General features: G+C 43.9%; 24 protein-coding genes and 2 pseudogenes. 14 read left to right on the plus strand and 12 right to left on the minus strand.

Going from position 1 to position 21,546, the window contains the following annotated elements; translation table 11 throughout:
• Positions 1-51: 51 nt before the first annotated feature.
• Both modB and RB160_RS09305 read right to left on the minus strand, forming a co-directional pair.
• Complete coding sequence (gene modB, locus RB160_RS09300) at positions 52-699, minus strand: molybdate ABC transporter permease subunit (RefSeq protein WP_316569959.1); 648 nt, start codon at positions 697-699, stop codon at positions 52-54.
• A gap of 130 nt (positions 700-829) precedes the next feature.
• Positions 830-1,072 (minus strand): YkuS family protein, encoded by a 243-nt coding sequence (locus RB160_RS09305; RefSeq protein ID WP_316569960.1) that lies wholly within the window; start codon positions 1,070-1,072, stop codon positions 830-832.
• Between the two features lie 88 nt (positions 1,073-1,160).
• Between RB160_RS09305 and RB160_RS09310 the strand changes: the two genes are divergently transcribed.
• Positions 1,161-1,292 carry a YuzL family protein gene (locus RB160_RS09310; protein ID WP_316569961.1) on the plus strand — a complete coding sequence of 44 codons (132 nt, stop codon included), beginning with the start codon at positions 1,161-1,163 and terminating at the stop codon, positions 1,290-1,292.
• A 408-nt stretch (positions 1,293-1,700) separates the two neighbouring features.
• Positions 1,701-2,672 carry a nuclease-related domain-containing protein gene (locus RB160_RS09315; protein WP_316569962.1) on the plus strand — a complete coding sequence of 324 codons (972 nt, stop codon included), beginning with the start codon at positions 1,701-1,703 and terminating at the stop codon, positions 2,670-2,672.
• A gap of 34 nt (positions 2,673-2,706) precedes the next feature.
• On the opposite strand, the gene RB160_RS09320 is transcribed toward RB160_RS09315, so the two are convergent.
• Entirely contained in the window at positions 2,707-4,323 is a 1,617-nt protein-coding gene (locus RB160_RS09320) for an ABC-F family ATP-binding cassette domain-containing protein (RefSeq protein WP_316569963.1), read from the minus strand.
• 243 nt (positions 4,324-4,566) lie between these two features.
• Between RB160_RS09320 and RB160_RS09325 the strand changes: the two genes are divergently transcribed.
• The gene (locus tag RB160_RS09325; RefSeq protein WP_281272308.1) at positions 4,567-4,701 is read left to right on the plus strand and encodes a hypothetical protein; all 135 of its coding nucleotides are present in this window, start codon (positions 4,567-4,569) and stop codon (positions 4,699-4,701) included.
• Between the two features lie 62 nt (positions 4,702-4,763).
• On the opposite strand, the gene RB160_RS09330 is transcribed toward RB160_RS09325, so the two are convergent.
• Both RB160_RS09330 and RB160_RS09335 read right to left on the minus strand, forming a co-directional pair.
• A complete protein-coding gene (locus RB160_RS09330; RefSeq protein WP_316569964.1) occupies positions 4,764-5,366 on the minus strand; it encodes an SCO family protein in 603 nt (200 codons plus the stop codon).
• 95 nt (positions 5,367-5,461) lie between these two features.
• Positions 5,462-6,202, minus strand: coding sequence for a Crp/Fnr family transcriptional regulator (locus RB160_RS09335; protein WP_316569965.1), 741 nt, complete (start codon positions 6,200-6,202; stop codon positions 5,462-5,464).
• A gap of 148 nt (positions 6,203-6,350) precedes the next feature.
• Here RB160_RS09335 and RB160_RS09340 point away from each other — a divergent pair, with 148 nt between their 5' ends.
• Positions 6,351-6,536, plus strand: a complete 186-nt coding sequence (locus RB160_RS09340) for a cold-inducible protein YdjO-related protein (protein ID WP_316569966.1) — start codon at positions 6,351-6,353, stop codon at positions 6,534-6,536.
• A gap of 22 nt (positions 6,537-6,558) precedes the next feature.
• Here the strand turns inward: RB160_RS09340 and RB160_RS09345 are convergent, their stop codons facing one another.
• From RB160_RS09345 to yhfH, 3 genes are all read right to left on the minus strand, one after another.
• The gene (locus tag RB160_RS09345) at positions 6,559-6,744 is read right to left on the minus strand and encodes a hypothetical protein (protein ID WP_316569967.1); all 186 of its coding nucleotides are present in this window, start codon (positions 6,742-6,744) and stop codon (positions 6,559-6,561) included.
• A gap of 56 nt (positions 6,745-6,800) precedes the next feature.
• Positions 6,801-7,061, minus strand: a complete 261-nt coding sequence (locus tag RB160_RS09350) for a hypothetical protein (protein WP_316569968.1) — start codon at positions 7,059-7,061, stop codon at positions 6,801-6,803.
• 151 nt (positions 7,062-7,212) lie between these two features.
• Positions 7,213-7,347 carry a protein YhfH gene (yhfH, locus tag RB160_RS09355; RefSeq protein WP_316569969.1) on the minus strand — a complete coding sequence of 45 codons (135 nt, stop codon included), beginning with the start codon at positions 7,345-7,347 and terminating at the stop codon, positions 7,213-7,215.
• 289 nt (positions 7,348-7,636) lie between these two features.
• Here yhfH and RB160_RS09360 point away from each other — a divergent pair, with 289 nt between their 5' ends.
• The 4 genes and pseudogenes from RB160_RS09360 to RB160_RS09375 all read left to right on the plus strand — a co-directional run bounded on the left by RB160_RS09360 (position 7,637) and on the right by RB160_RS09375 (position 13,549).
• Positions 7,637-10,174 (plus strand): PAS domain S-box protein, encoded by a 2,538-nt coding sequence (locus RB160_RS09360; RefSeq protein ID WP_316570051.1) that lies wholly within the window; start codon positions 7,637-7,639, stop codon positions 10,172-10,174.
• Positions 10,175-10,356: 182 nt separating this feature from the next.
• A pseudogene (locus tag RB160_RS24020) lies at positions 10,357-10,515 on the plus strand (hypothetical protein); the annotation flags it as partial.
• A gap of 24 nt (positions 10,516-10,539) precedes the next feature.
• On the plus strand, positions 10,540-12,414 hold the full coding sequence (gene fdhF / locus RB160_RS24025) for a formate dehydrogenase subunit alpha (protein WP_396954697.1): 1,875 nt from the start codon (positions 10,540-10,542) through the stop codon (positions 12,412-12,414).
• 352 nt (positions 12,415-12,766) lie between these two features.
• Positions 12,767-13,549: a 3D domain-containing protein gene (locus tag RB160_RS09375; protein WP_316569970.1), complete on the plus strand. Its 783-nt coding sequence runs from the start codon at positions 12,767-12,769 to the stop codon at positions 13,547-13,549.
• An 87-nt stretch (positions 13,550-13,636) separates the two neighbouring features.
• On the opposite strand, the gene RB160_RS09380 is transcribed toward RB160_RS09375, so the two are convergent.
• Positions 13,637-14,932: a NarK family nitrate/nitrite MFS transporter gene (locus RB160_RS09380; protein WP_316569971.1), complete on the minus strand. Its 1,296-nt coding sequence runs from the start codon at positions 14,930-14,932 to the stop codon at positions 13,637-13,639.
• A gap of 234 nt (positions 14,933-15,166) precedes the next feature.
• Here RB160_RS09380 and RB160_RS09385 point away from each other — a divergent pair, with 234 nt between their 5' ends.
• The 5 genes and pseudogenes from RB160_RS09385 (at position 15,167) to RB160_RS09405 (ending at position 18,558) form a co-directional block, all read left to right on the plus strand.
• A complete protein-coding gene (locus tag RB160_RS09385; protein ID WP_316569972.1) occupies positions 15,167-15,313 on the plus strand; it encodes a lmo0937 family membrane protein in 147 nt (48 codons plus the stop codon).
• A 245-nt stretch (positions 15,314-15,558) separates the two neighbouring features.
• Positions 15,559-16,896 (plus strand): TrkH family potassium uptake protein, encoded by a 1,338-nt coding sequence (locus RB160_RS09390; protein WP_316569973.1) that lies wholly within the window; start codon positions 15,559-15,561, stop codon positions 16,894-16,896.
• 24 nt (positions 16,897-16,920) lie between these two features.
• A complete protein-coding gene (locus tag RB160_RS09395) occupies positions 16,921-17,574 on the plus strand; it encodes a potassium channel family protein (protein ID WP_316569974.1) in 654 nt (217 codons plus the stop codon).
• A gap of 110 nt (positions 17,575-17,684) precedes the next feature.
• Positions 17,685-17,834: pseudogene (locus RB160_RS09400) on the plus strand (beta-eliminating lyase-related protein); the annotation flags it as partial.
• A gap of 124 nt (positions 17,835-17,958) precedes the next feature.
• Entirely contained in the window at positions 17,959-18,558 is a 600-nt protein-coding gene (locus RB160_RS09405; RefSeq protein ID WP_316569975.1) for a hypothetical protein, read from the plus strand.
• 48 nt (positions 18,559-18,606) lie between these two features.
• On the opposite strand, the gene RB160_RS09410 is transcribed toward RB160_RS09405, so the two are convergent.
• The 3 genes from RB160_RS09410 to RB160_RS09420 form a co-directional block, all read right to left on the minus strand.
• Positions 18,607-19,860: an erythromycin esterase family protein gene (locus RB160_RS09410; RefSeq protein WP_316569976.1), complete on the minus strand. Its 1,254-nt coding sequence runs from the start codon at positions 19,858-19,860 to the stop codon at positions 18,607-18,609.
• 146 nt (positions 19,861-20,006) lie between these two features.
• Entirely contained in the window at positions 20,007-20,264 is a 258-nt protein-coding gene (locus tag RB160_RS09415; protein ID WP_316569977.1) for a sporulation protein, read from the minus strand.
• A 30-nt stretch (positions 20,265-20,294) separates the two neighbouring features.
• Positions 20,295-20,825 (minus strand): D-glycero-alpha-D-manno-heptose-1,7-bisphosphate 7-phosphatase, encoded by a 531-nt coding sequence (locus tag RB160_RS09420; RefSeq protein ID WP_316569978.1) that lies wholly within the window; start codon positions 20,823-20,825, stop codon positions 20,295-20,297.
• 192 nt (positions 20,826-21,017) lie between these two features.
• On the opposite strand from RB160_RS09420, the gene pssA reads away from it, so the two are divergent.
• Entirely contained in the window at positions 21,018-21,509 is a 492-nt protein-coding gene (gene pssA / locus RB160_RS09425) for a CDP-diacylglycerol--serine O-phosphatidyltransferase (protein ID WP_316569979.1), read from the plus strand.
• The last annotated feature ends 37 nt before the right edge of the window (positions 21,510-21,546 follow it).

Here is a 21,546-nt window from a genome sequence, read left to right on the forward strand (position 1 = left end):
TGTTTAGATGGCGGGTGTAGTTTTCCATATCCGGAAGGAATTATACAGACTCTATTTGCTTTTTAAAAAGGAAGAAAGATAGAGCATGATAAATGAAATGATGATCAGCAATGCAACCAGTAACCATGCTTCATCTGTCCTGCCGGATTCCATGGCCATATAAATCGAAATGGGGGCCGTCTGTGTTTTCCCGGGGATATTTCCGGCAAACATAAGGGTAGCACCGAACTCCCCAAGCGCCCGGGCAAAACTTAAAATCCCACCGGTGATTAGGGCTTTTGCGGAAAGGGGCAGGGTAATATGTATAAACGTCCTCCATTTTCCCGCCCCATCCATTTTGGCGGCTTCTTCAATTTCCGGATTGATGGATTCAAAGCCTGCTTTTGCCGACTGGTACATTAATGGAAATGCGACAACGGTCGAAGCAAGCGCCGCCGCCCATGGTGTAAACATGATGGGATGACCGAAAATCCCTTCAATCAAAGAGCCGATAGGGCCATGCTTTCCAAAAAGGACAATAAGCAAAAACCCGACAACGGTCGGGGGAAGGACGACGGGGAGCAAGAAAAACGTTTCCACGGCAGTTTGCCCGCGGAATCTTTTGCCAGCCATTATCCTCGCAAGTAAAACCCCGAGCGGAAAAGCTAGGCCAAGGGCGATGGAGGCTGTTTGAATTGAGAGAATAATAGAATTAACCAAATCTGTTCCATCCAGTCACATATGTAGTACCGCCTTAAGGGCGACTTGTCTTCCCATATCCCGGACCGGTATGGAAAGACAGTCTTAATTTAACAAAGAAAAGCGGTCCTGTCACTTAAAACTAATCTGGTTAACCGATCCTGTTTTCAACAAGGTTGCAAACTTCTTCCGCCGAAAGGCCGTTCGCCTCGATAACAGGAGCCTGTGTCACCGTATCTTGCATCCCCATCATGTTAGAGTCAAGGCCGGTAATTACACAGCACGCACAGTCAGCGGCATCCGACTCCTGCTTCAGTTCTACCACGTCATGTCCCCGTTCCCTCAAGGCTTGCTGCACATTGCTAAGGGACTGTTCCACACCTATTTTTGCCATAAATCCACACCTCCTTCGCCCATATCTTTCCCCTTTTTGAATAAATGATGCGGCAGGGCTCACCCTAAAGGTTGGGAGGTGTAATGAAATGGGAAAACGAAAGCAGGACCCGTCCACAATAGGCCTGAATTCATCCGAGGTGGAAGGGCAGGGAACCACGGGCAGGGAAACCGGAAACAAGAAAGCCCCCTCGTCCAGGAATAAGCAGAAGCGGTCATAATCTTTTTGTTGAGGCGGAACTCTTTTGGATAGGGTTCTGTCTTTTTAATTTAAGGGGGTCTTGCAAAGTCTGGCGGGAAGATTGTTTGGTGAATTTTTCAGAAAAGAAAACCTGTATACATTATGTTTAGGTTGATAAATAACCCTTGTTTTTTTCTGAAAATTGAGAAAAAGGCGAATGAGTAAAATAATGGGGCGAATAATTCGAAAAATGGGGTGAAAGAAATGAAAATCGGGGCGAATATAAAAATTTCTGGTATTTTACGAACTGACTTTAATAAAAAACAGCCTCCTTTTTACATTTAATGTTAAAACCTTGTCTATTTTTCAACATTCTTCAATATATGAAGGAGAACAATCCCCATTTAGAGAAGAAATAAAGCGAAAAAGAATGAAAGGAGTTGTTTTTTTGCTAATAAAAGCCCGCGGGGTTCCAATTTGGATCCAATGCCTCGAAGCGCTCCTCCGATTGCTGCCCCAAAACCACCGCCTCGTTCCTGAAATCCACCGAAACTTGAAAAACCGCAGAAAAGGATACAATGGCGAAAAAAGTTCCGATTACTATGCGAGCCTACTCGACCAAAAGGAATTTCTAATTCTTCATGATTTAACCCTTTTCCACAAAAAACTCCATTTTCAAATCGATACCCTCATTCTAACTACAAGATTCTTCCTCATTATTGAAATTAAAAGCCTTGAAGGGGAACTGTTTTTCAACCATATGACCTGCCAGCTAACCGTTTCTCGCCATGAAACCGTTACTGGAACAGATAATCCGCTCATTCAGGCCTTAAATCACTGCACACAACTCAGAGGCTGGCTAGAAACCCATAAACTAAAACAGATGCCCATCGAACACCTCGCCATCATCAGTAACTCCCGGTCTGTCATCAGGTGCAGCAACTATGAAACAGCGAGGCATGTCGGCACGGACAAAAGCCTTCCGTTAAAAGTTATGGAGCTATCCAAGCGCTATAAAGAAGAGTTGTTCACTGATAAAGAACTTAAAAAGATTGCCAAAGCCTTTAAAAAAGCACATTCACCTCAGCCAATTAATATTATGGGTTTTTATAAACTTAAGCGCGAAGAACTACTAAAATATATCGCTTGCCCAAATTGCGGCTGCAGGCCAATGGTCAGAGTGAGGGGGTTATGGCACTGCGAAAAGTGTTTTGCATATTCAAAAGATGCCCATGTAGAAGTTATTACTGATCATTTACTTGTTAAAGGGAACCGGATAACAAACAAGGAATGCCGTGACTTACTGGGAATAAGTTCAGTTAAACTGGCGAATAAACTGCTAACCGGCATGAATCTGCACAAAGAGGGGAACACACGGAATCGTTCATATTCACTAAAATTGCCATCACACCTCAAATAAAAAAACAGGAGCAAATTGCCCCTGTTTTAAAAGTTTAGTACATTTTCGCGACCTGTTCCTGAATGTCTTTGTTTTCAAGGTATTCGTCGTAGCTCATTTGCTTATCAACCAGGCCGGATGGCGTCAATTCAAAGATGCGGTTCGCAATCGTCTGGATGAATTGGTGGTCATGAGAAGCAAATAGGACAGAGCCCTTAAAGTTGATCAAACCGTTGTTCAATGCCGTGATGGATTCGAGGTCAAGGTGGTTTGTGGGTTCGTCAAGTAGGAGCACGTTCGCGCCTGAAAGCATCATTTTCGATAGCATACAGCGTACCTTTTCGCCACCGGAAAGGACACTAGCTTTTTTGAGTACTTCTTCACCCGAGAAGAGCATCCTTCCAAGGAAACCGCGTAGGAAGCTTTCGCTGTCATCCTTCGGCGAGAATTGGCGCAGCCAGTCAACAAGAGTTAGGTCGCTGTTTTCAAAGTAGGCTGAATTATCCTTCGGGAAATAGGCTTGCGATGTGGTGATTCCCCATTTGAAAGTCCCTGCATCCGGTTCCAGTTCTCCCATTAGGATTTTGAAAAGGGTCGTCTTTGCCAATTCGTTTGTGCCTACAAGCGCGATTTTGTCATCCTTGTTCATGACAAAGCTGATATTATCAAGAACTTTTACGCCATCAACCGTCTTTGTCAATCCTTCAACACGAAGCAAGTCATTACCGATTTCCCTTTCAGGTGTGAAACCGACGTACGGATATCTCCGGGATGAAGGTTTGATGTCATCAAGCGAAATTTTATCAAGCAATTTTTTTCGGGAAGTCGCCTGCTTCGATTTAGAAGCGTTTGCGCTAAAGCGCGCAATGAAGGCTTGTAATTCTTTGATTTTTTCTTCTTTCTTTTTGTTTTGATCCTGTGCCATCCTTAATGCAAGCTGGCTGGATTCATACCAGAAATCGTAGTTCCCGACATAGATTTGGATTTTGCCGAAATCCAGGTCAGCGATATGGGTACATACCTTATTCAGGAAATGCCTGTCGTGGGATACGACGATGACGGTGTTTTCAAAGTTGATCAGGAATTCCTCTAGCCATTGAATCGCCTTGATGTCCAGGTGGTTTGTCGGCTCATCGAGAAGAAGGACGTCAGGCTGTCCGAACAATGCTTGAGCAAGGAGGACCTTCACTTTTTCTGAACCAGAAAGTTCCGCCATTTTTTTATCATGAAGGGATTCATCAATGCCAAGGCCTTTTAGGAGAATCGCAGCTTCGGATTCAGCCTCCCATCCGTTCAGTTCAGCAAATTCGCCTTCAAGCTCGGCTGCACGCATCCCGTCTTCGTCAGTGAAATCTTCTTTCATATAAATAGCGTCTTTTTCCTGCATGACTTCGTAAAGGCGGGTATGGCCCATAATAACCGTCTTCAGCACTTCGTGTTCCTCGTATTCAAAATGGTTCTGCTTTAAAACGGCCATCCTTTCGCCAGGGCCAAGGTGGACGCTGCCTGTTTGGGACTCAATTTCACCTGAAAGAATCTTAAGGAAAGTCGATTTACCCGCCCCATTGGCGCCAATCAACCCATAGCAGTTCCCGGGCGTGAATTTTATGTTAACATCTTCGAATAATTTTCTATCTCCGTACCGTAAGCTTACATTACTGACTGTTATCATAGCATCCTCCAAATAGACATAATCTACAGAATTATACCATGATTATCAGGAGCGCGCTAACACTTTCAAATGGCATTAGTTTGGAAACGGGTGTTTTTCGGTTTGATGCAGGGGGTATAAGGAATCGAGTACTCGTACTATTGCGGAAAATTTTTCTTAGAATTTTTTGAGATTTTCACACTTTATTCATAATTTTAGTGTAAAATTGACTTATGGAAATGCCGGGAAGAGAAGGTGAACCGTATGGCTAAGCAAAAAATTACCGAATTGGTCAAAAAGTTGAGAAAATCGGGGATTAAAGCAAGCATTACAAAACCGAAAGCTGATTATCTATCAAACCTGCAGCATTTGAACAAAACTCCTTCTTCGGTCAACTAATTTAAAAGATACGTCAAAAGCGGGTACCCTTGGGTGTAAGGGTGCCCGCTTTTCATTTGAATTTAATTTAATTCATCCATAATCGTGTTCAAGACATCATTACGGTTAAATTCTTTCCCCATGGGGAATTTTTCGATGAATTTGTTGTTTTCATCCACTAAATACGTAAATGTCGTATGGATGAAAAACCCGTTGCCCGGATCCTTGTATTGAAATTGGAACGGTTCGGCCGCTTTTCTGATTTGTTCGTGGCTATTTTTTAAATTGTTTTTGTCGCCGGTCAGGAAAATCCAATTTCCGTCATTTTTTATTTCGAACGTGTCCATATACTTGGTCATTACCTCAGGAGTATCTCGGTAAGGATCGATTGTAATGGTGATGAATTCAACCTTGTCGCCAAAAACGCCCTTTTCTTCCAAGTCTTTTTTCAAAGCGGCCATTTTCTGCGTTGTAGTAGGGCAGACATCCGGACAGTGAGTATAGATAAATTCTATCAGCTTAATTTTAGTTTTATCCTCGCCGAAACGGTAAGCTTTGTTTTCATGGGTAACCAATTCGACATCATCCGGAATTTTTGCCATGGCATCCCTGACTTTAAAGAAACCGATGCCACCGACAATCCCCAATGCTATCGCAATTGCGCAAACAATAATCATTTTTTTCATGAGAAAAATTCCCTCCCTTTACCAAAGATAAAGGAGTTTCCCCTAAATGCATATGGATAATTTGTGAACAAGCATTTTTTCTGAAAATTTCTTAATTAGTCAACGTTGCAATACTCGATCGGGCAGTTGTCGCAATGGTTTTCCTTTTTCAAATAGCAGATGTCGTGGATTACAATCTTCCTTTTCCGGATGCTGATAATTCCCATCTTCTTTAAATCGGAAAGCATTCGGCTCACGATTTCCCTTGCCGTTCCGCAAAAATTGGCCAAATCCTGGGTGGTTAACGGCACATCGATTGTGATGCCTTCCTCGCCAACTGCCCCATAACTGTTCGATAGCCTGATCAGGGTGGAATAGAGGGCGCCTTTTTTGCCATAAAGGACAAGATCCTTGAACTTTGTCATCGTTTTGCGCATATGGTCGTTCATCCATTTTAAAAACTCCAGGGCAAGTTTGCTGTTTTTAAAAAAAGCCCGCTCAAGGTCGCAAATGTTCAAGGCGGCAATCCTTGAGTCCTCGATAACCCTCGCGCTGAATATGTATTTTGGGTCAATGGTGAAGAGGGTAAGTTCTCCAACAATATCATTTGTCCCGGAAAGCCTAAGAAGCAGTTCTTGTCCGGATGGATGGATTTTTAAGATTTGGACCTTTCCTGAAAGAATTACGTATACCTCATTTGCTTCCTGGCCTTCCCTGAATAAATAGGTGCCTTTTGGGCAATCGAAAGTTCTGTTCGCCGATTTAAGAAGTTCATTAAATTCATGAGAAAGAGAGAGCTTGCCATTTTCATTCACTGTTCTCACCCATTTCGAAAAAATGGCGTTCCTTTTTTTCATTTTATCTCATCAATACATCACAACAACCGAAGCTTTTTTACAAAAATAAGAACGATTGAGTGGTGTATTAATAATAAGGAGAGATTGGCGCATACTAATGGGCGGAACTCTTCACAGGAAGGACATTCGTTTAGGAGGAGGGAATTACATGTTTTTTGGGAAACGGCTCTCGAATGAAAAGGAAGAAGAACAATTGGTCAGCACTGAAATATACTCATGCAGCGATGACAGCTGCATTGGCTGGATGAGGAAGAATTTTGTTTCTGATGATTTGCTATGCCCAATGTGCGGTAGCTCAATGGACGCGGGGCAAAGGGATTTGCCAAAAATGTAAAAAGAGCTGATTCCAGCTCTCTTTAAAGGTTTTCATTCTGCTGCCTGATTTCATCCCCTGTCAATAGTGCGTTCGCCTCTTCAATTTGCTTGTGCTCGTCGACTGAGTCACCCGGGATGCTTTCGGGATTTGGGAAGGTGTCACCTGTTTCAACTGTGAACGACGGTTTTTTTATTGCGGGGGTCGTGTACTTTGTGTTTTTCTCCATTTTGTTCAGCTCCTTGGAGATAAGCATATGCGGAGGGAGCATTTTTTATTCCCAAGTCATGAATGGCTTGTTTTGGCGTGTGGGTGATAGGCTTTCCTTTGTTGGTATCCCTCAAAAGTACCAAGTTCAATATTCAAGAGCATTTCCATTTCCTCAAGATTGGTCCGTCTTACCGGCGGGTCGGCTGGATTCCACTTAACCGTATAAATAAAATAGTACTCCTTTATTTGCCTGAAAATGACAGGTGAGAAGGGAAACTGATCGAACAATGCTTTTATATTGTATTTCTTAGTATAAGCCCAGCTAACGAGCCTCATAAAAAAATCTCCCTTTAAGATGGTGTTAGTATTATTTAAACATCAAAAGGGATTTTTAAACAATGTTAAATGGCCGGTTCCGCATTTTTCTGCAGAGCCGGCCATTTTTAATTGCCCTTGATTCTATACCTCCGCTAATGGAAGGTCCACCTTAATCCTTCTGTTTTGTACGGCAGGAATCACATTCACAGAGATAGGATTCGGCTTGCTCCTGGATTGTGCACCCGCACATTGCGCATTCCTTCTGCGGAAGATTGCGGAAAAACTCGATTGGATTGACCAGCATTGTATGAACTCTCCTTTTATATGACAGATTGAGGATTTATTCCCTTTTATAATACAGTTTAATCATATTTTTTTATTTGGTGACACTTTTTTTAATACCAAGAGGTTGGGAAAACGGAAAAATAAACTTTTTCCATATAAAATTCACTACGAATATAGGAAAAAATAGAGGTATTTGGTAAGATTCAATCGGATGCTTTATTAAATTATCCTTTTGTACTTCCTTAAATGTGAACTTTCTATTACAATTGTATTATAAATGTCAAAAACACTGGGGTTGGTACTTGACAATGGAAAATTTGGCGTTCAGTCCTGTTTTGCTCATCTTCGCAATCGCCTTAACGATGATGGCTTCCTATACAGCATTGGATATGTTTACTCTTATACATTCATCAAAAAAAAATAAAGGTTTTTTATTTATTGGCGGAACTTTTACGATGGGAATCGGAATTTGGGTGATGAATTTCCTTGGACTTTTATCGGAGGACATGAATAGATTTGCAACTTACCAGATTCCGCTAACCCTGCTCTCAATCATCCTCGGCATTTCGCTAACTGGTATGGCGTTTGTTTCATTAACGGTCAACAAAGTTAAATTAAGCAGCATCATATTTGGCAGCCTATTTTTGACGATGGCGGTTTTTTCAATCCACATCATTGGCATGTATTCGATGAAAATCAGCATCGGCTTTAATCCAGTCATTTTTATCGTTTCCGGTTTATTGATTTTTTGCTCTTTTTTATTTTCACTCTGGATGCTGTTTTATTCGAAAAATTTCAATAGGGGAAGTTCGTCCTGGCTGAAACCAGTAAGTGCCGGGATCATTACCGCCGCTGTTGCCCAAGGCCATTTCCTGTTAAAACGGGCATCAAGCATTGGTGAAGCACCTGTGGCCCAAAAAACGCTAATCCCGGATGACTCATTCATTTTTTACCTTGTCCTTTTTGTATCCTTTTTGATTTTTGGCGGATTGATTATTTCAAGTACCCTAATAAGCAAAAAGCTTGCGGCAGCTGACAGCCATTTGAAGGATATACTGGCCGCGCTCGATGCATCGGCGATTGTCGGCATTACCGATAATGACGGAAACTTAATTGATGTTAATGACAAATTTCTTGAAATTACGAAATATAATAAAGAAGAAATTATTGGGAATAACCATCGCTTGATGAATTCAGGCTACCATTCCAAGGAATTTTTCAAGAATCTTTGGGACACTGTCCAGGCAGGGGAAATTTGGCACGGAGAGATATGCAATAAAGCAAAAGACGGTTCCCTTTATTGGGTTGATACGACGATTGTCCCTTTTCTAGATTCAAAGGGAAAACCTTATCAATACGTCTCGATTCGCTCGGATATCACCGACCGAAAGAAGGCGGAAGAGGAGCTTTTGGAACGGCATAAAGAAATCAGTGATATTACGTTTGCGCTTAACCAATCATCAATTGTGGCAATCACCGATTCACGAGGCATGATTATGAGTGTGAACGACAAATTCTGTGAAATCTCCAAGTACAGCCGTGAAGAGCTGATTGGCCAAGATCACCGGATATTGAACTCCGGAACACATCCAAAGGAATTTTTTATGGATTTGTGGAGGACAATCGGCAGCGGAAAGGTTTGGAAAGGGGAAATCTGCAACAGGGCAAAAGACGGGAAGCTTTATTGGGTCGACACGACCATCGTTCCATTCCTGAACAAAAAGGGAAAGCCGTATCAATATATTGCAATCCGGTCGGACATCACGAATAGAAAGACCGCCGAGCAGAATCTGAAAAACTCCCTTAAGGAAATCAGCGATTATAAATTCGCTCTCGACGAGTCATCTATCGTAGCGATTACGGATGCTCGAGGAAAAATTATCAGCGTGAATGATAATTTCTGTGTAATTTCCAAATATTCGAGGGAGGAACTGATTGGGCAGGACCACAATCTACTAAACTCTGGTCTCCATCCAAAAGAGTTTTTCAAAGACCTATGGCGGACAATCGGACATGGAAATGTTTGGAAGGGCGAAATCAGAAACCGGGCCAAAGACGGTTCTTTCTATTGGGTAGACACCACGATTGTACCGTTCCTCGACGAGAAAGGTAGACCTTATCAATATGTGGCAATCCGCAATGATATTACCGAACGGAAGAAGACAGAGGATATGCTGCACAGGCAGGATAAGCTTGCCGCTGTTGGCCAGCTTGCAGCAGGCGTAGCCCACGAAATCAGGAATCCGCTTACCTCGATGAGGGGATACGCAGAATTCCTGCAGTTGGATGAACGAGACCCTGAAAGGCTGGAATTTTTAAATATCATCTTAGATGAAATTGAACGGGTGAATGGGATTGTCGAAGACTTTATGGTGCTCGCAAAACCGAAGGCAGTAGAGCTGGAAGAGAAAAACGTTGTTCCGGTCATAAGAACTGTCCTTTCGCTACTTGAATTTGAAGCGCGTAAAAAGAACGTCAAGCTATATTTCGACAATTCGCATGAGATTATCCAGATCGAATGTGATGAAAATAGGCTGAAACAAGTATTCCTTAATTTTGTTAAAAATGGAATTGAGGCAATGCCGAATGGCGGGGAACTCCATGTAAAAACGAGCATCCAGGATAATCAGGTGCAAATCGCCATCCAGGATACGGGAGTAGGTATCCCTGAAGAGAAACTCAAAAAACTGGGCGAACCATTCTACACAACAAAGAAAAACGGAAACGGGCTTGGCCTCATGGTCAGCTTCAAGATAATTGAAAGCCACAACGGGAAGGTATTTGTGGAAAGCGAGCCTAATAAAGGGACAACGTTCAATATTGTCCTTCCAGCAAAAACTGCGTAATTTTTCTTAGGGGAATGGCTAGGCCATCCCCTTTCTCTTAAAACAATTTTGAAACCGCTTTCATATCTTTTTGGTATTTTTCATAAAGATGACAAAATATCCCCATCAATTTCGCCCAAGCGGCAAGAGAAATGAATTAATATGTTTATATAAGGTTCTATGTTAAAAATGGAGGGGTCTGAATGGGAATCCAAAACCTTGTAAAAACCGTCTGTGGATATTGCGGTACTGGCTGCGGCCTCGTAGTCGAAGTTCAAGATAATAGGATTGTAAAAATTCGCGGCGACAAGGACGCGCCAGTCAATAAAGGGCAAACATGCGTTAAGGGATCGTTTGCCTATGAATATGTACATGCGCCAAATCGACTGAGTTCACCGCTTATAAGAAAAGGCGGGCAGTTGGTCAAGGCAACCTGGGATGAGGCATTAGGCTTTATCGCTAATAAGCTTGGCTCCATTAAGGCGGAGTGGGGGCCTGAATCCATTTCCATGTTTGCATGCGCGAGGACAACGAATGAATCGAACTATATCACGCAGAAGTTCATGAGGACCGTAATAGGCAGCAACAATATTGATGGCTGTAACCGAACCTGACACGCTCCGAGTGTTGCCGGTCTGGCAACTGTATTTGGAAGCGGTTTCCCAACAAACACCCTGGAAGATTTCGAAAAAGCCGAGGTTTTATTGCTAATGGGCTCGAACACGAGCGAGGCTCATCCTATCATTGCGAACCGGATTAAAAAGGCTGTAAAATCCGGCTTGAAAATGATTGTCATTGATCCACGCAAAATCGATATGGTGAAATCTGCCCACCGCCATCTGCAAATCAATGTTGGCTCGGACATCGCACTAATCAATGCCTTTCTTCATGTCATTCTTAAGGAAGGGCTCTATAGTAACGATTTTATCGGAAGGCATACGGAAGATTTTGAAGTATTGCAAAAAAGGGTTGAAATGTATACGCCTGAGTATTCCGCTTCCATCACAGGTGTTCCCGCAGAGGATATCGTCGCGACGGCGCGGGAATATGCAACGGCTAACGGGGCAATGATCGCCTATACGCTTGGGATTACGGAACATCATTGCGGAGTGAACAATGTGTTTGATATTGCGAACCTTGCCCTTTTGACAGGGAATATCGGCAAGGAAGGAAGCGGCATCATGCCATTGCGCGGCCAAAACAATGTCCAGGGAGCAGGTGACATGGGCTGCCTGCCAAATCAGCTGCCAGGAGCCATGAGCCTCGTGAATGCCGCATATAGGGAAAGGTATGAAAACGAGTGGGGAGTCAAGCTGAATCCACAGGCTGGCGACACCCAAACAAGGACATTCGACCGGATTGAGGACGGCGGAATTAAAGCCCTCTATGTTATTGGAGAGAACCCGCTTCTTGCGGATGTCCATATGAACCATACACGTAAGCTTTTGGAAAAGTTGGATTTGCTCATTGTCCAGGATATTTTCTTGACTGAAACAGCCGAACTCGCGGATGTTGTCCTGCCAGCCCGTTCATGGGGTGAGGTGGATGGGACTTTTACAAATACCGACAGGAGAATTCAACGGACCCGGAAGGCCGTAGACGGTCATCCAGATACGAAGGAAGATTGGGAAATTCTTTGTGAACTATCCACGATGATGGGTTACCCAATGAGTTACAATTCAAGCGAAGAGATTTGGAATGAGGTCCGGAAGCTCTCCTGGGAAATGTATGGCGGCATCTCCTATGAAAGGCTTGAAAAGGAGTATTCAATCCATTACCCATGCCCAGATGAGAACCATCCGGGAACATTCGTCATGCATGAGCGGTTCCATGCTGATTCAGAGCCTGAAAGGAAGGCTCCGTTCGTACCCGTCGATTATACCGAACCACTTGAGCTTCCGGATGAGGAGTATCCATTTACCCTCACGACTGGCAGGCGGTATGAATCGTACAATACACATACCCAAACGCGTTACTATGCTGCCGGAGTAAAAATTAAACAGACCGAAGAGACAATCGATATCCATCCAGAAGATGCCGCGAAGCTTAGAATCGCCGATGGAGATGTCGTCCGCGTTTCTTCCCGGCGCGGTGAATTGACCGTCAAGTCAAAAGTAACCGAGCAGGTTGTACCAGGCCTTGTGTTCATGAGTTTCCATTGGCATGAAACGCCAACGAACATCTTGACCTTGAACGAGTATGACCCGATTTCAGGAACAGCTGAATACAAAGCCTGTGCTGTTGCAATTCAGCCAGTGTAGGAGAAAGGGAGCAGAGTAATCTGCCCCCTTTTTGGTTCCTGAAAACGTAAAAAGAAAAATATCCGGTTCTCTTGTTTTAAAATTTTTTCCTCTACTCTATTACATTGAAAAATTACTACTACCCGCCCTCAGAATTTAGCGCTTTCAACTAAATCCTTCCGTCAACTTCCATAGTTGGTATACTCATCCAATAAATATGTTGTTTTCAGAAAATTCCTTCAATTAGTCACCTTAACGTAAACTTTTAGTCATTCTTGTTACTAAAATATCATCAGCCTGTTCTTGGGATTTCGTTTTTTCATGATAACATGAACATTGTGAGTTTGATATAACAACTAGGAGGTACAGGGAATTGAAGAAAACGTTAGGGAGCTTTATGATCGCGGCAGCAATTTCCGGTACATTTGCAGCCAGCACACAGGCGGAAGAAATTGTTGTCAAAAAAGGAGATACGCTTTGGGGGCTTGCTGAAGTACATAATACAAGCATCGAAAACATTAAAGCGTGGAACGGGCTGGAGGCTGAAACCATTTATGCCGGAGAAACGCTGAATATTTTTCCAAAACGTATATACGAGGTTAAAAACGGCGATACATTATGGGGAATTGCTTCATCCCACAATGTTGCCCTTCAAGACATTATTAATTGGAACGACCTGAAAGGCGATTTAATCCATCCGGGGATGCAGCTTGCCATCGAAGAGTCTCGTACTGCATCAGCTGCGCCTAAACAAGTACAACAGCCAGCCGCTGTAAAAAAGGCAGCTCCGGCTCCGGCAGCCCAACCTGTTTCTGCTGCGGCTGCGGATAAAAAGGAAACTCGTACAGCCGCGCCACAAACGAGTGGCCAGGAACTTGTCGTAACAGCGACAGCCTATACGGCGTCCTGCAATGGGTGCAGCGGTATAACTGCTACTGGGATAGACCTTATCAGTAATCCTGGGGCAAAGGTGATATCTGTTGACCCTTCGGTTATTCCACTCGGCTCCAAAGTATATGTTGAAGGATACGGCTATGCTGTAGCGGGTGATACAGGCGGAGCAATTAAAGGAAATAAAATTGATGTTTTCATTCCATCCCGCGATGCAGCTTTGAAGTGGGGCGTCAAGAGTGTTAAAGTCAAAATACTTGATTAAATAATGAAACCGCCGAGATGGCGGTTTTTTGTTTTAATATCAAAAAGCCAGGCAGTATTTGCCCGGCTTTTTGCAATGTTCGCCTGATTAAGAAGCCTGTTTTAAAGCAAGAACAGCGCTCTTTCTCTGATAGTAGAACCAGTTCAGTGCGAAAGAGATAACGTAGAAAGCAATAAAGAAGTAAAACGCTGTTACTGGTGTACCGGTCGTGTTCACGGACCAGCCGAACAGTTTTGGAATAAAGAATGAGCCGTATGCAGCAAATGCAGCGGTGAAACCAAGAACCGGAGCTGCTTCCTTCGGGACGAAAATACCAGGGATCATTTGGAAAGTCGAGCCCGATCCGATTCCGGATGCTACGAACAGTACCAGGAATGAAGCAAGGAAACCTGTAAATTGTTTTTGGCCGAGGAAGAAAATTACTCCTCCAGCGCCAATTGCCTGCACGATTAAGACATAGGCTGTGACTTTCGCGCCGCCAAGTTTATCAGCAATCCAACCTCCGACCGGCCTTGCGGAAGCTGCAAGAAGGGCGCCAAGGAAAGCGAGTGATACATGCTCTGGGAACTGTGATCTCAAAAGGAGCGGAAATGCCGCCGAATAGCCGATAAATGAACCGAACGTAGCAATATAAAGAATTGTCATAATCCATGTATGCTTTCTTTTTACAATTACAAACTGATCGGAAACCGATTGTTTCGCAGCCGGAAGGTTATCCATTCCGAAATAAGCGGCGATTGTCAAGATTGCAATTGGGATGACCCAGATGAATGCAGCATTTTGCAGGTAAACCTGGGAGCCATCCGGCAAAGATTGCGGGCCGCCAATCATTGCAAATGTACCAGAGGCAATGACGAGTGGGGTCATAAACTGGACGACGGAAACCCCCATGTTGCCAAGCCCGCCGTTAATGCCGAGTGCTGTTCCTTTTTCTCTTTTAGGAAAGAAGAAGGAGATGTTTGCGGTTGAGGATGAGAAGTTACCGCCGCCAAGTCCGCATAGGGCGGCCAATAAAAGCATGATGCCAAACGGCGTATCCGGGTTTTGTACGGCGAACCCGATTCCGATAGCTGGAATTGCAAGGACTGCGGTTGAAATGACCGTCCAATTCCTGCCCCCGAATTTACCGACAGCGAACGTATAAACAAAGCGCAGTGTGGCACCTACCAGCCCGGGTATTGCGGCCAGCGTGAACAATTGTTCTTCAGTGAATTGAAAGCCGATATCATTAAGCCGCACCGCTACCACCGACCAGATTTGCCAGACAATAAATGCGAGCATGAGGGATGGTACCGAAATCCACAAATTCCTCCTCGCATGTTTCTTGCCTTCCTTTTTCCAAAAATCCTCGTTTTCAGGATTCCAATTCGTTATTCTTGCCATGAGAAAGTCCCCCTTTGGTAAAATCCAATTAACACTATGTTGGTACTGTCAATGTTAATGATAAGGTGATGTTACCATCAGAAATGTGATTTTTGTCACTCTGCTTTTGAAGGAATTGTGAAAACGGGGCTGTGTTCATAAAGTTGTAAAATCTTCGGCCTTGGGGCGGGATTTTGTTTTTAAACGGTCTGGTCCGGGTAAACTAGATTTAAACAGACAGAAAGGAAGATTGCTATGATATGGACAATCATCGGATTATTAGTCCTTTTCTGGATCATCGGATTGGTATTCGAAGTTGCCGGAGGACTAATTCATTTACTTCTTGTCGCGGCAGTCATTGTCTTTTTGTTCAACCTCTTTAAAAATAAAGCGACGCGCTAGACCCAAGCAAGATGCCGCATCCGGCTGGATGCGGCATCTTGCTTTTACTTCCTTAGCCTCTGAAAAAAATGGAGGGATTAAACGAAGTGGGAAATTGAATACTAAGTGGGTGGAAAATCTTTATATTTTGGTTGAAATTTTTATTTGCAGTTTTCACGCCAGGATTTATGATTAGAAAGAAATGCAGTGTGGTAAATCACTATCTATATACGAGATAATATTTACTTTAGAAGAAGGCGGATTATATGACTTTCAGAAATATTTCGTTGGATCCCCCGAAGGTTCTCGTCCTTGGTTTTATCCTAATCATCCTTATCGGTACAACTTTGCTTACGATTCGAGCAGCAACTTCCGACCATAAGGGCCTCTCTTTCGTTAACGCGCTGTTCACTGCCACATCCGCGACATGTGTAACCGGACTTGTAGTAGTCGATACGGGTACAGCCTTTACAATATTCGGGCAGGTTGTCATCCTTTTATTGATTCAGATTGGCGGATTGGGATTTATGACGTTTGCGACACTTTTCGCCTTCATTCTTGGAAAAAGAATATCACTGAAAGAAAGGATTCTCCTTCAAGAGTCGTTGAACAACATTTCGATGGAAGGAATCGTCCGCCTTGCGAGGAGAATTCTCATTTTCACCGCTTTTTTTGAATCAATTGGTGCGCTTATTTTATCGGTCAGGTTTTCGTTTGATATGCCGGTCGGGACGGCGATTTATTATGGGATTTTCCACTCGGTTTCAAACTTCAACAATGCCGGATTTGATTTGATGGGGGAATTCCGGAGCCTGACCGGATATGTAAATGATCCCTTTGTTGTTTTGACAATCTGTACACTGATCGTTACAGGCGGCATCGGATTTATCGTCATAAACGAGTTATATGAGTATCGCCAAACGAAACGGTTCTCCCTCCATACTAAAATCGTTCTGGCTACCACGGCATGTCTGGTTGCCGCGGGAACACTTTTCATATTTTTGCTGGAATTTTCAAATGGGAAAACGCTGGGACCGCTTTCCTTTGGGGGAAAATTCCTTGCCGCGCTATTCCAGTCGGTTACAGCCAGGACGGCGGGAGCGAATACGATCAACATTGGAGATATGACGCATTCCGGCCTTTTCCTGATCATTATTCTTATGTTTATCGGGGCTTCGCCGGGGTCAGCAGGGGGAGGAATTAAAACGACGACATTCACCACACTTCTTGGTGCGGTGTGGTCACAAATCCGTGGAAAGGAAGATGTCGTTTTATTTCGAAGAAGAATTGGATATGACACCATCTACAAAGCTTTGACTGTTACATTGAGTGCACTTATCCTAATTATTGCAATTACGATGATGTTGACGATAACAGAAGAAGGCCAGGATTTTTTAATGATATTATTCGAATCCACTTCTGCCTTCGCGACGGTCGGGCTTTCCATGGGATTGACACCGGAGCTGTCACCGGCAGGCAAGCTATTGATTACATTCATGATGCTTGCCGGAAGGGTCGGGCCATTGACTGTGGCGTTTGCCATTACTTTGCGGAGAAAACAGGATCCTTTCCGTTATCCTAAAGGGAAAATAATCATAGGCTAGGAATTTTTTGAGGAGTGCATACAGATGGTTAAACAATATGCAGTAATTGGTTTGGGAAGATTCGGGATCAGCCTTGCTGGAAGTTTATTTGAGGCCGGCCAGGAGGTACTTGGCGTGGATATAAACGAAGAACGGGTGGAAGAAGCGCATCCGGCTGTCACCCACGCAGTCATCGCCGATTCCACAGATCCTGAAGCACTGAAATCAATCGGGATCAGAAATTTTGATACCGTTATAGTGGCTATTGGAAATGACATACAGGCAAGCATTCTTACCGTCCTGCTTTTAAAAGAACTGGGCGTGAAGAAAGTCATCGCCAAGGCCATCAACAAACTCCAGGGGCAGGTCCTGGACAAAGTTGGGGCTGACTGGGTTATATTCCCTGAGCGTGACATGGGCGAAAGGGTTGCCCATATGCTGCTGTCTCCAAATGTCCTTAATTTCATTGAATTGTCGAAGGAGTACAGTGTGGAAGAAATCAAGGTTCCATCATCCATGACGAACCAATCGTTAAGGGATTTGGATTTGCGTGCGAGGTACAACCTAAGTGTTATTGCCATCAGGCATGGAAAGGATATCGATATATCCCCATCACCTGATGAAATTATTGAGGAAGGCGATGTGCTTGTCGTGATTGGCGGAAACCGCGAACTGGAGCGGTTTGCCAATCTTCAGTAAAATAGGTTTTAGCGGATGCAACAGGGCATCCGCTCTTTTTTTCCCAAAATCAGGATGGATGGGGTAAAATAAGGTATAGACAGAAAATGAACATAAAGGGGATTTAACATGTGATTGATCTAAGAAGCGACACTGTTACAAAACCGACCGAGGAAATGAGGAAGGCGGCTTACCTGGCTGAAGTGGGCGATGATGTATACGGGGAAGATCCTACTGTACGGGAGCTTGAAGAAACGGCAGCCCGAATATTGGGAAAAGAGGATTGGCCAAGGCCTTGTCCGTTTCGTAACCAACTATGGGGTAAGCGAGCAGGATATCCGTACAGCAATTTCAGCGATAAAAAGACTTTCATAAAATAGAAAAAAGATTGGGGAGAAAGTTAGTTTGATTATCAATACAAGGTCAAGTGATGAGCGAAAAGTTACTATGGTTGCCATAACAATTATCCTTTACATTAGCAGTTTTTTTGTCCCTTTCGTTGTCGTTGCGTCAATACATAGCATGTATTTCTTCAAGCGTGAATATTGGTTCTTTGAGACCCCGCCAAGTGCATACATCGGTTTCATGGCGGCAATGCTTCTTTCCGCTGTACTGTTCACCTTTTATTTGTTGGCTGCGTGGAAATGGGGGAGCAGAAAACTGGGGATTGCCCTGCTTGCAAGCCAACTCTTTACCATACCCGTCTATATTGGCTCGGTCGACAATTATTACTTTGCCACGGAAGAAGGGATATTTTTCAATAAGTTGGTTGGATGGGGCGTGAAAAAATACGCCTGGACGGATATGGAGCGAGTAAAAATCGTATACCGCCATTCAAACGGCTCTGTCCGACTCGATCAATACAAGTTTACCGATAAGGATGGTGAAGAACTATCGTTACCTTATACGCCAGACATGGCCGAAAGCCAATGGAGGATAGATGGGGTGATAAAGCATTTTAATCTAGTGGTTACGGATAATTATGATGATCCGATAATGGATTAAAAATAAGAGGAATCCTATTTAATGGGAATTCCTCTTTTGTGTTCAAAATCAGCCCTCCATTAAAATGGGCCGAAGCGCGTTTGATTGGCTTATAAATATAAATGCGTCATACCTCATGGAAATTGAAGAAGGCACATAGTTTCCGAATTTTTCGAAACGGGGATCGTAAACAACGCCAATCGCCCTATGGCCAATTTCTTTCCGGAACTCCTTTTTGTTTTCATCCGTAAAAATAAGCAACTTGTCCTCATCCCCCGACTGGAACAATTCATCCTCCCAGCTGAAGGCTTGGGCAGGGGGCACTTCCATTACTTTCAGGGGAGCTCCCCATTGGTCAGCCGCAATAACAGTCCCCCGATGGGTGCCGAATCCGCAAATGAAAACATCTTTTGTTCCATTCTGTTCCCTTACAATTTGGCCGACATTAACCATGCCCACCCTTTGCATATCCGTAGCCCGGGCGTCACCGACATGCGTATTGTGCTCCCACACGATGGCTTTTGCGTCTTTGCCATGGAAGTTCATTATTGAATTCAGGGTTTCAACCATATGGGCATCACGTGTATTCCAGGACCCCGCGTCACTCAAAACCATTAACCTGTAGTATTGCTCGGCATTTCGGGCGACTAGAGCATTGATCTCAAGGCTAAGAGCTTTTTCAGGTTCCAGTTTATCCTGGCGGACGCTTTTCCTTATCGATGCCAGAAGTTCAGCCACTTCATTCCTGCACCCGTCAGATAAATAGCCTGCGGACATCACATAGGTTTCATTGCTGCGGTTAAAAGGCTCGAAGCAGGAAAATGCATCGATTGCAGCCTGCAAGTCAGGGGAGTTTATCTTTTTTAGGTAATTGACGATTTCATCCATTGATTCCCAGAGGCTATAGACATCAAGGCCGTAAAATCCAACTTTTTTGTCATTCGGTAGAGTCTTGTTATACTCCTTTAACCAGCCAACAAACTCAGCGATTTCCTGATTTGCCCACATCCAGGTGGGCCACCGGTGAAAAACCTTCAGGACTTCTTCAGGGCTTCTATTGTCTTCATCATCTTTAATATATGAATTGATGGCCTGGCATGCAGGCCAGTCTCCCTCAACCGCTATGAATTTGTATCCGTGTTCGGATATTAATTTTTTTGAAAGTTCCGCACGCACCGAGTAGAATTCGGAGGTTCCATGGGAAGCCTCTCCTAAAAGAACAAACCTGGCCTTTGCAGCTAGTTCAGCCACTTCAATAAGGCCATCTTGTCCTCCTATTGGCCTTGACCATTTTGTAATCGATTCTTTGAGTTCATTTCCCATATTAAAACCTCCTTTGCGGATAGGAGCGAAAACGTTGTTGTAATCACAAGGATATTGTCAATTCATGCAGAAACAACCATTCGTATAGTAGCGTCTTTTGTCAGTCTTTGCGCTTGCCTGGGAAATAAAGATTTCCCGCTTGTATACTAAATTAATTGTTCATACACCTTATTAAGCTGTCCCGCGCGTTCTTCATCTTTCTCGTCTAAGGCATAGTCAATTTCTTCGGGAAGGATCGAATTTAGAAACTGAATTCCGCCTTCATCCAGGTCCTCTGCGAATTGCTCAGCCGTTTGGTACTCGTTTTTCAAGAGATCAAAAAGCCTTTTGCCTTCGGAATGGCCTTCAGTATAATTCGAGAGAATTTCCCTTAGATAAGCAAGAGATTGGTCCATTTGTGACATATTCATTCCTCCTAATGATTAGTGTTCCTTTTATTCGAGCAGGGATAAAATAGGCTTTACGGCAGCAGCCAATGAGGGAGCGCTAGCATCTGCTTTTGTGATACCGGTTCCGATAAAAACCGTTTTGCACCCGGCTGCTTTGCCGGCTTCGATATCCCTTTCATGGTCTCCCACCATCACTGATTCCGTTAGGTTGATTTCATGCTTTTCGGCCAATGCGGCGAGCATACCCGGTTCAGGCTTCCGGCAGCGGCAGCCTGCATCTGGTTTATGTGGGCAATAGGCGATATCGATGACCTTGCCGCCTTTTTCCTTGATCATCGAGGTTAGCCGTTTATGAACTTTCTCCAGTCTCTCTTCCGTCATAAATCCAAGCCCGATACCACCCTGATTTGTAACAATGAACACGGGGTAGCCTGCCTCGGTAAGTTCGGCAACCGCTTCCGCCGCGCCGTCCAATAAAAATAGCTGGCGTGGATGATTGACAAATTTTACACGCTTCGTTAAAACTTCATTTAAAACTCCATCTCTGTCTAAAAAAACCGCTTTTTTCATTTTCAAAAAGCCCCTTTTTAAAAGTAGCCATTGTTTCTTTACCTTTATTGTTCCTTTTCGGTTTGGCGGTTAAACCGGGAATCATAACCCAATATATTATTGGCATTTCGGTATTCCGTCAAAAAGTGGAATATTTGTCCTCCAATTAGGGAAATTAGAGGGATAGGAAACGACAACAAAGTGGGAAGGGGTGAGGCAATGCCTTCACCAGTAGTCCGTTCTTTGCCCAACTGGTTTACGATTGCAAATTTGCTTTGCGGGGTTTTCTCAATCATTTTGAATATGAACGGCCTTATTTTGCTATCGGCGCTCCTTATCTTTGCCTCCGCGCTCATGGATCTATTAGATGGAAGGATTGCTAGAAGGCTTAACGTAAATAGTGAAGTTGGAGTCGAGCTTGATTCCCTGGCGGATATTGTCAGTTTTGGGGTAGCGCCGGCATTGCTTGTGTATACTCTCGCTCCGGATTCAATGCTTACATCCTTTGCATTCACCTTCTATGCGGCGATGGGGGCTCTCCGCCTGGCACGATTCAGCGCAAGCCCTACAGTCGGGTATTTTATGGGAATACCAATCCCGCTTGCCGGAATGGTGATTGCGGGGATGGCCCTTTTTGATTACAGCAATGCTTATATAACAATTATCCTTGCCATCCTGATGGTCAGCCCAATCCGCATTAAAAAATTTTAAACGAGGCAATCCATATTGGGTTGCCTCTTCGCTTCCT

The sequence above is a fragment of the Neobacillus sp. YIM B06451 genome (assembly GCF_032667185.1).
In the GTDB taxonomy this organism is placed as follows: Bacteria; Bacillota; Bacilli; order Bacillales; family Cytobacillaceae; genus Bacillus_D.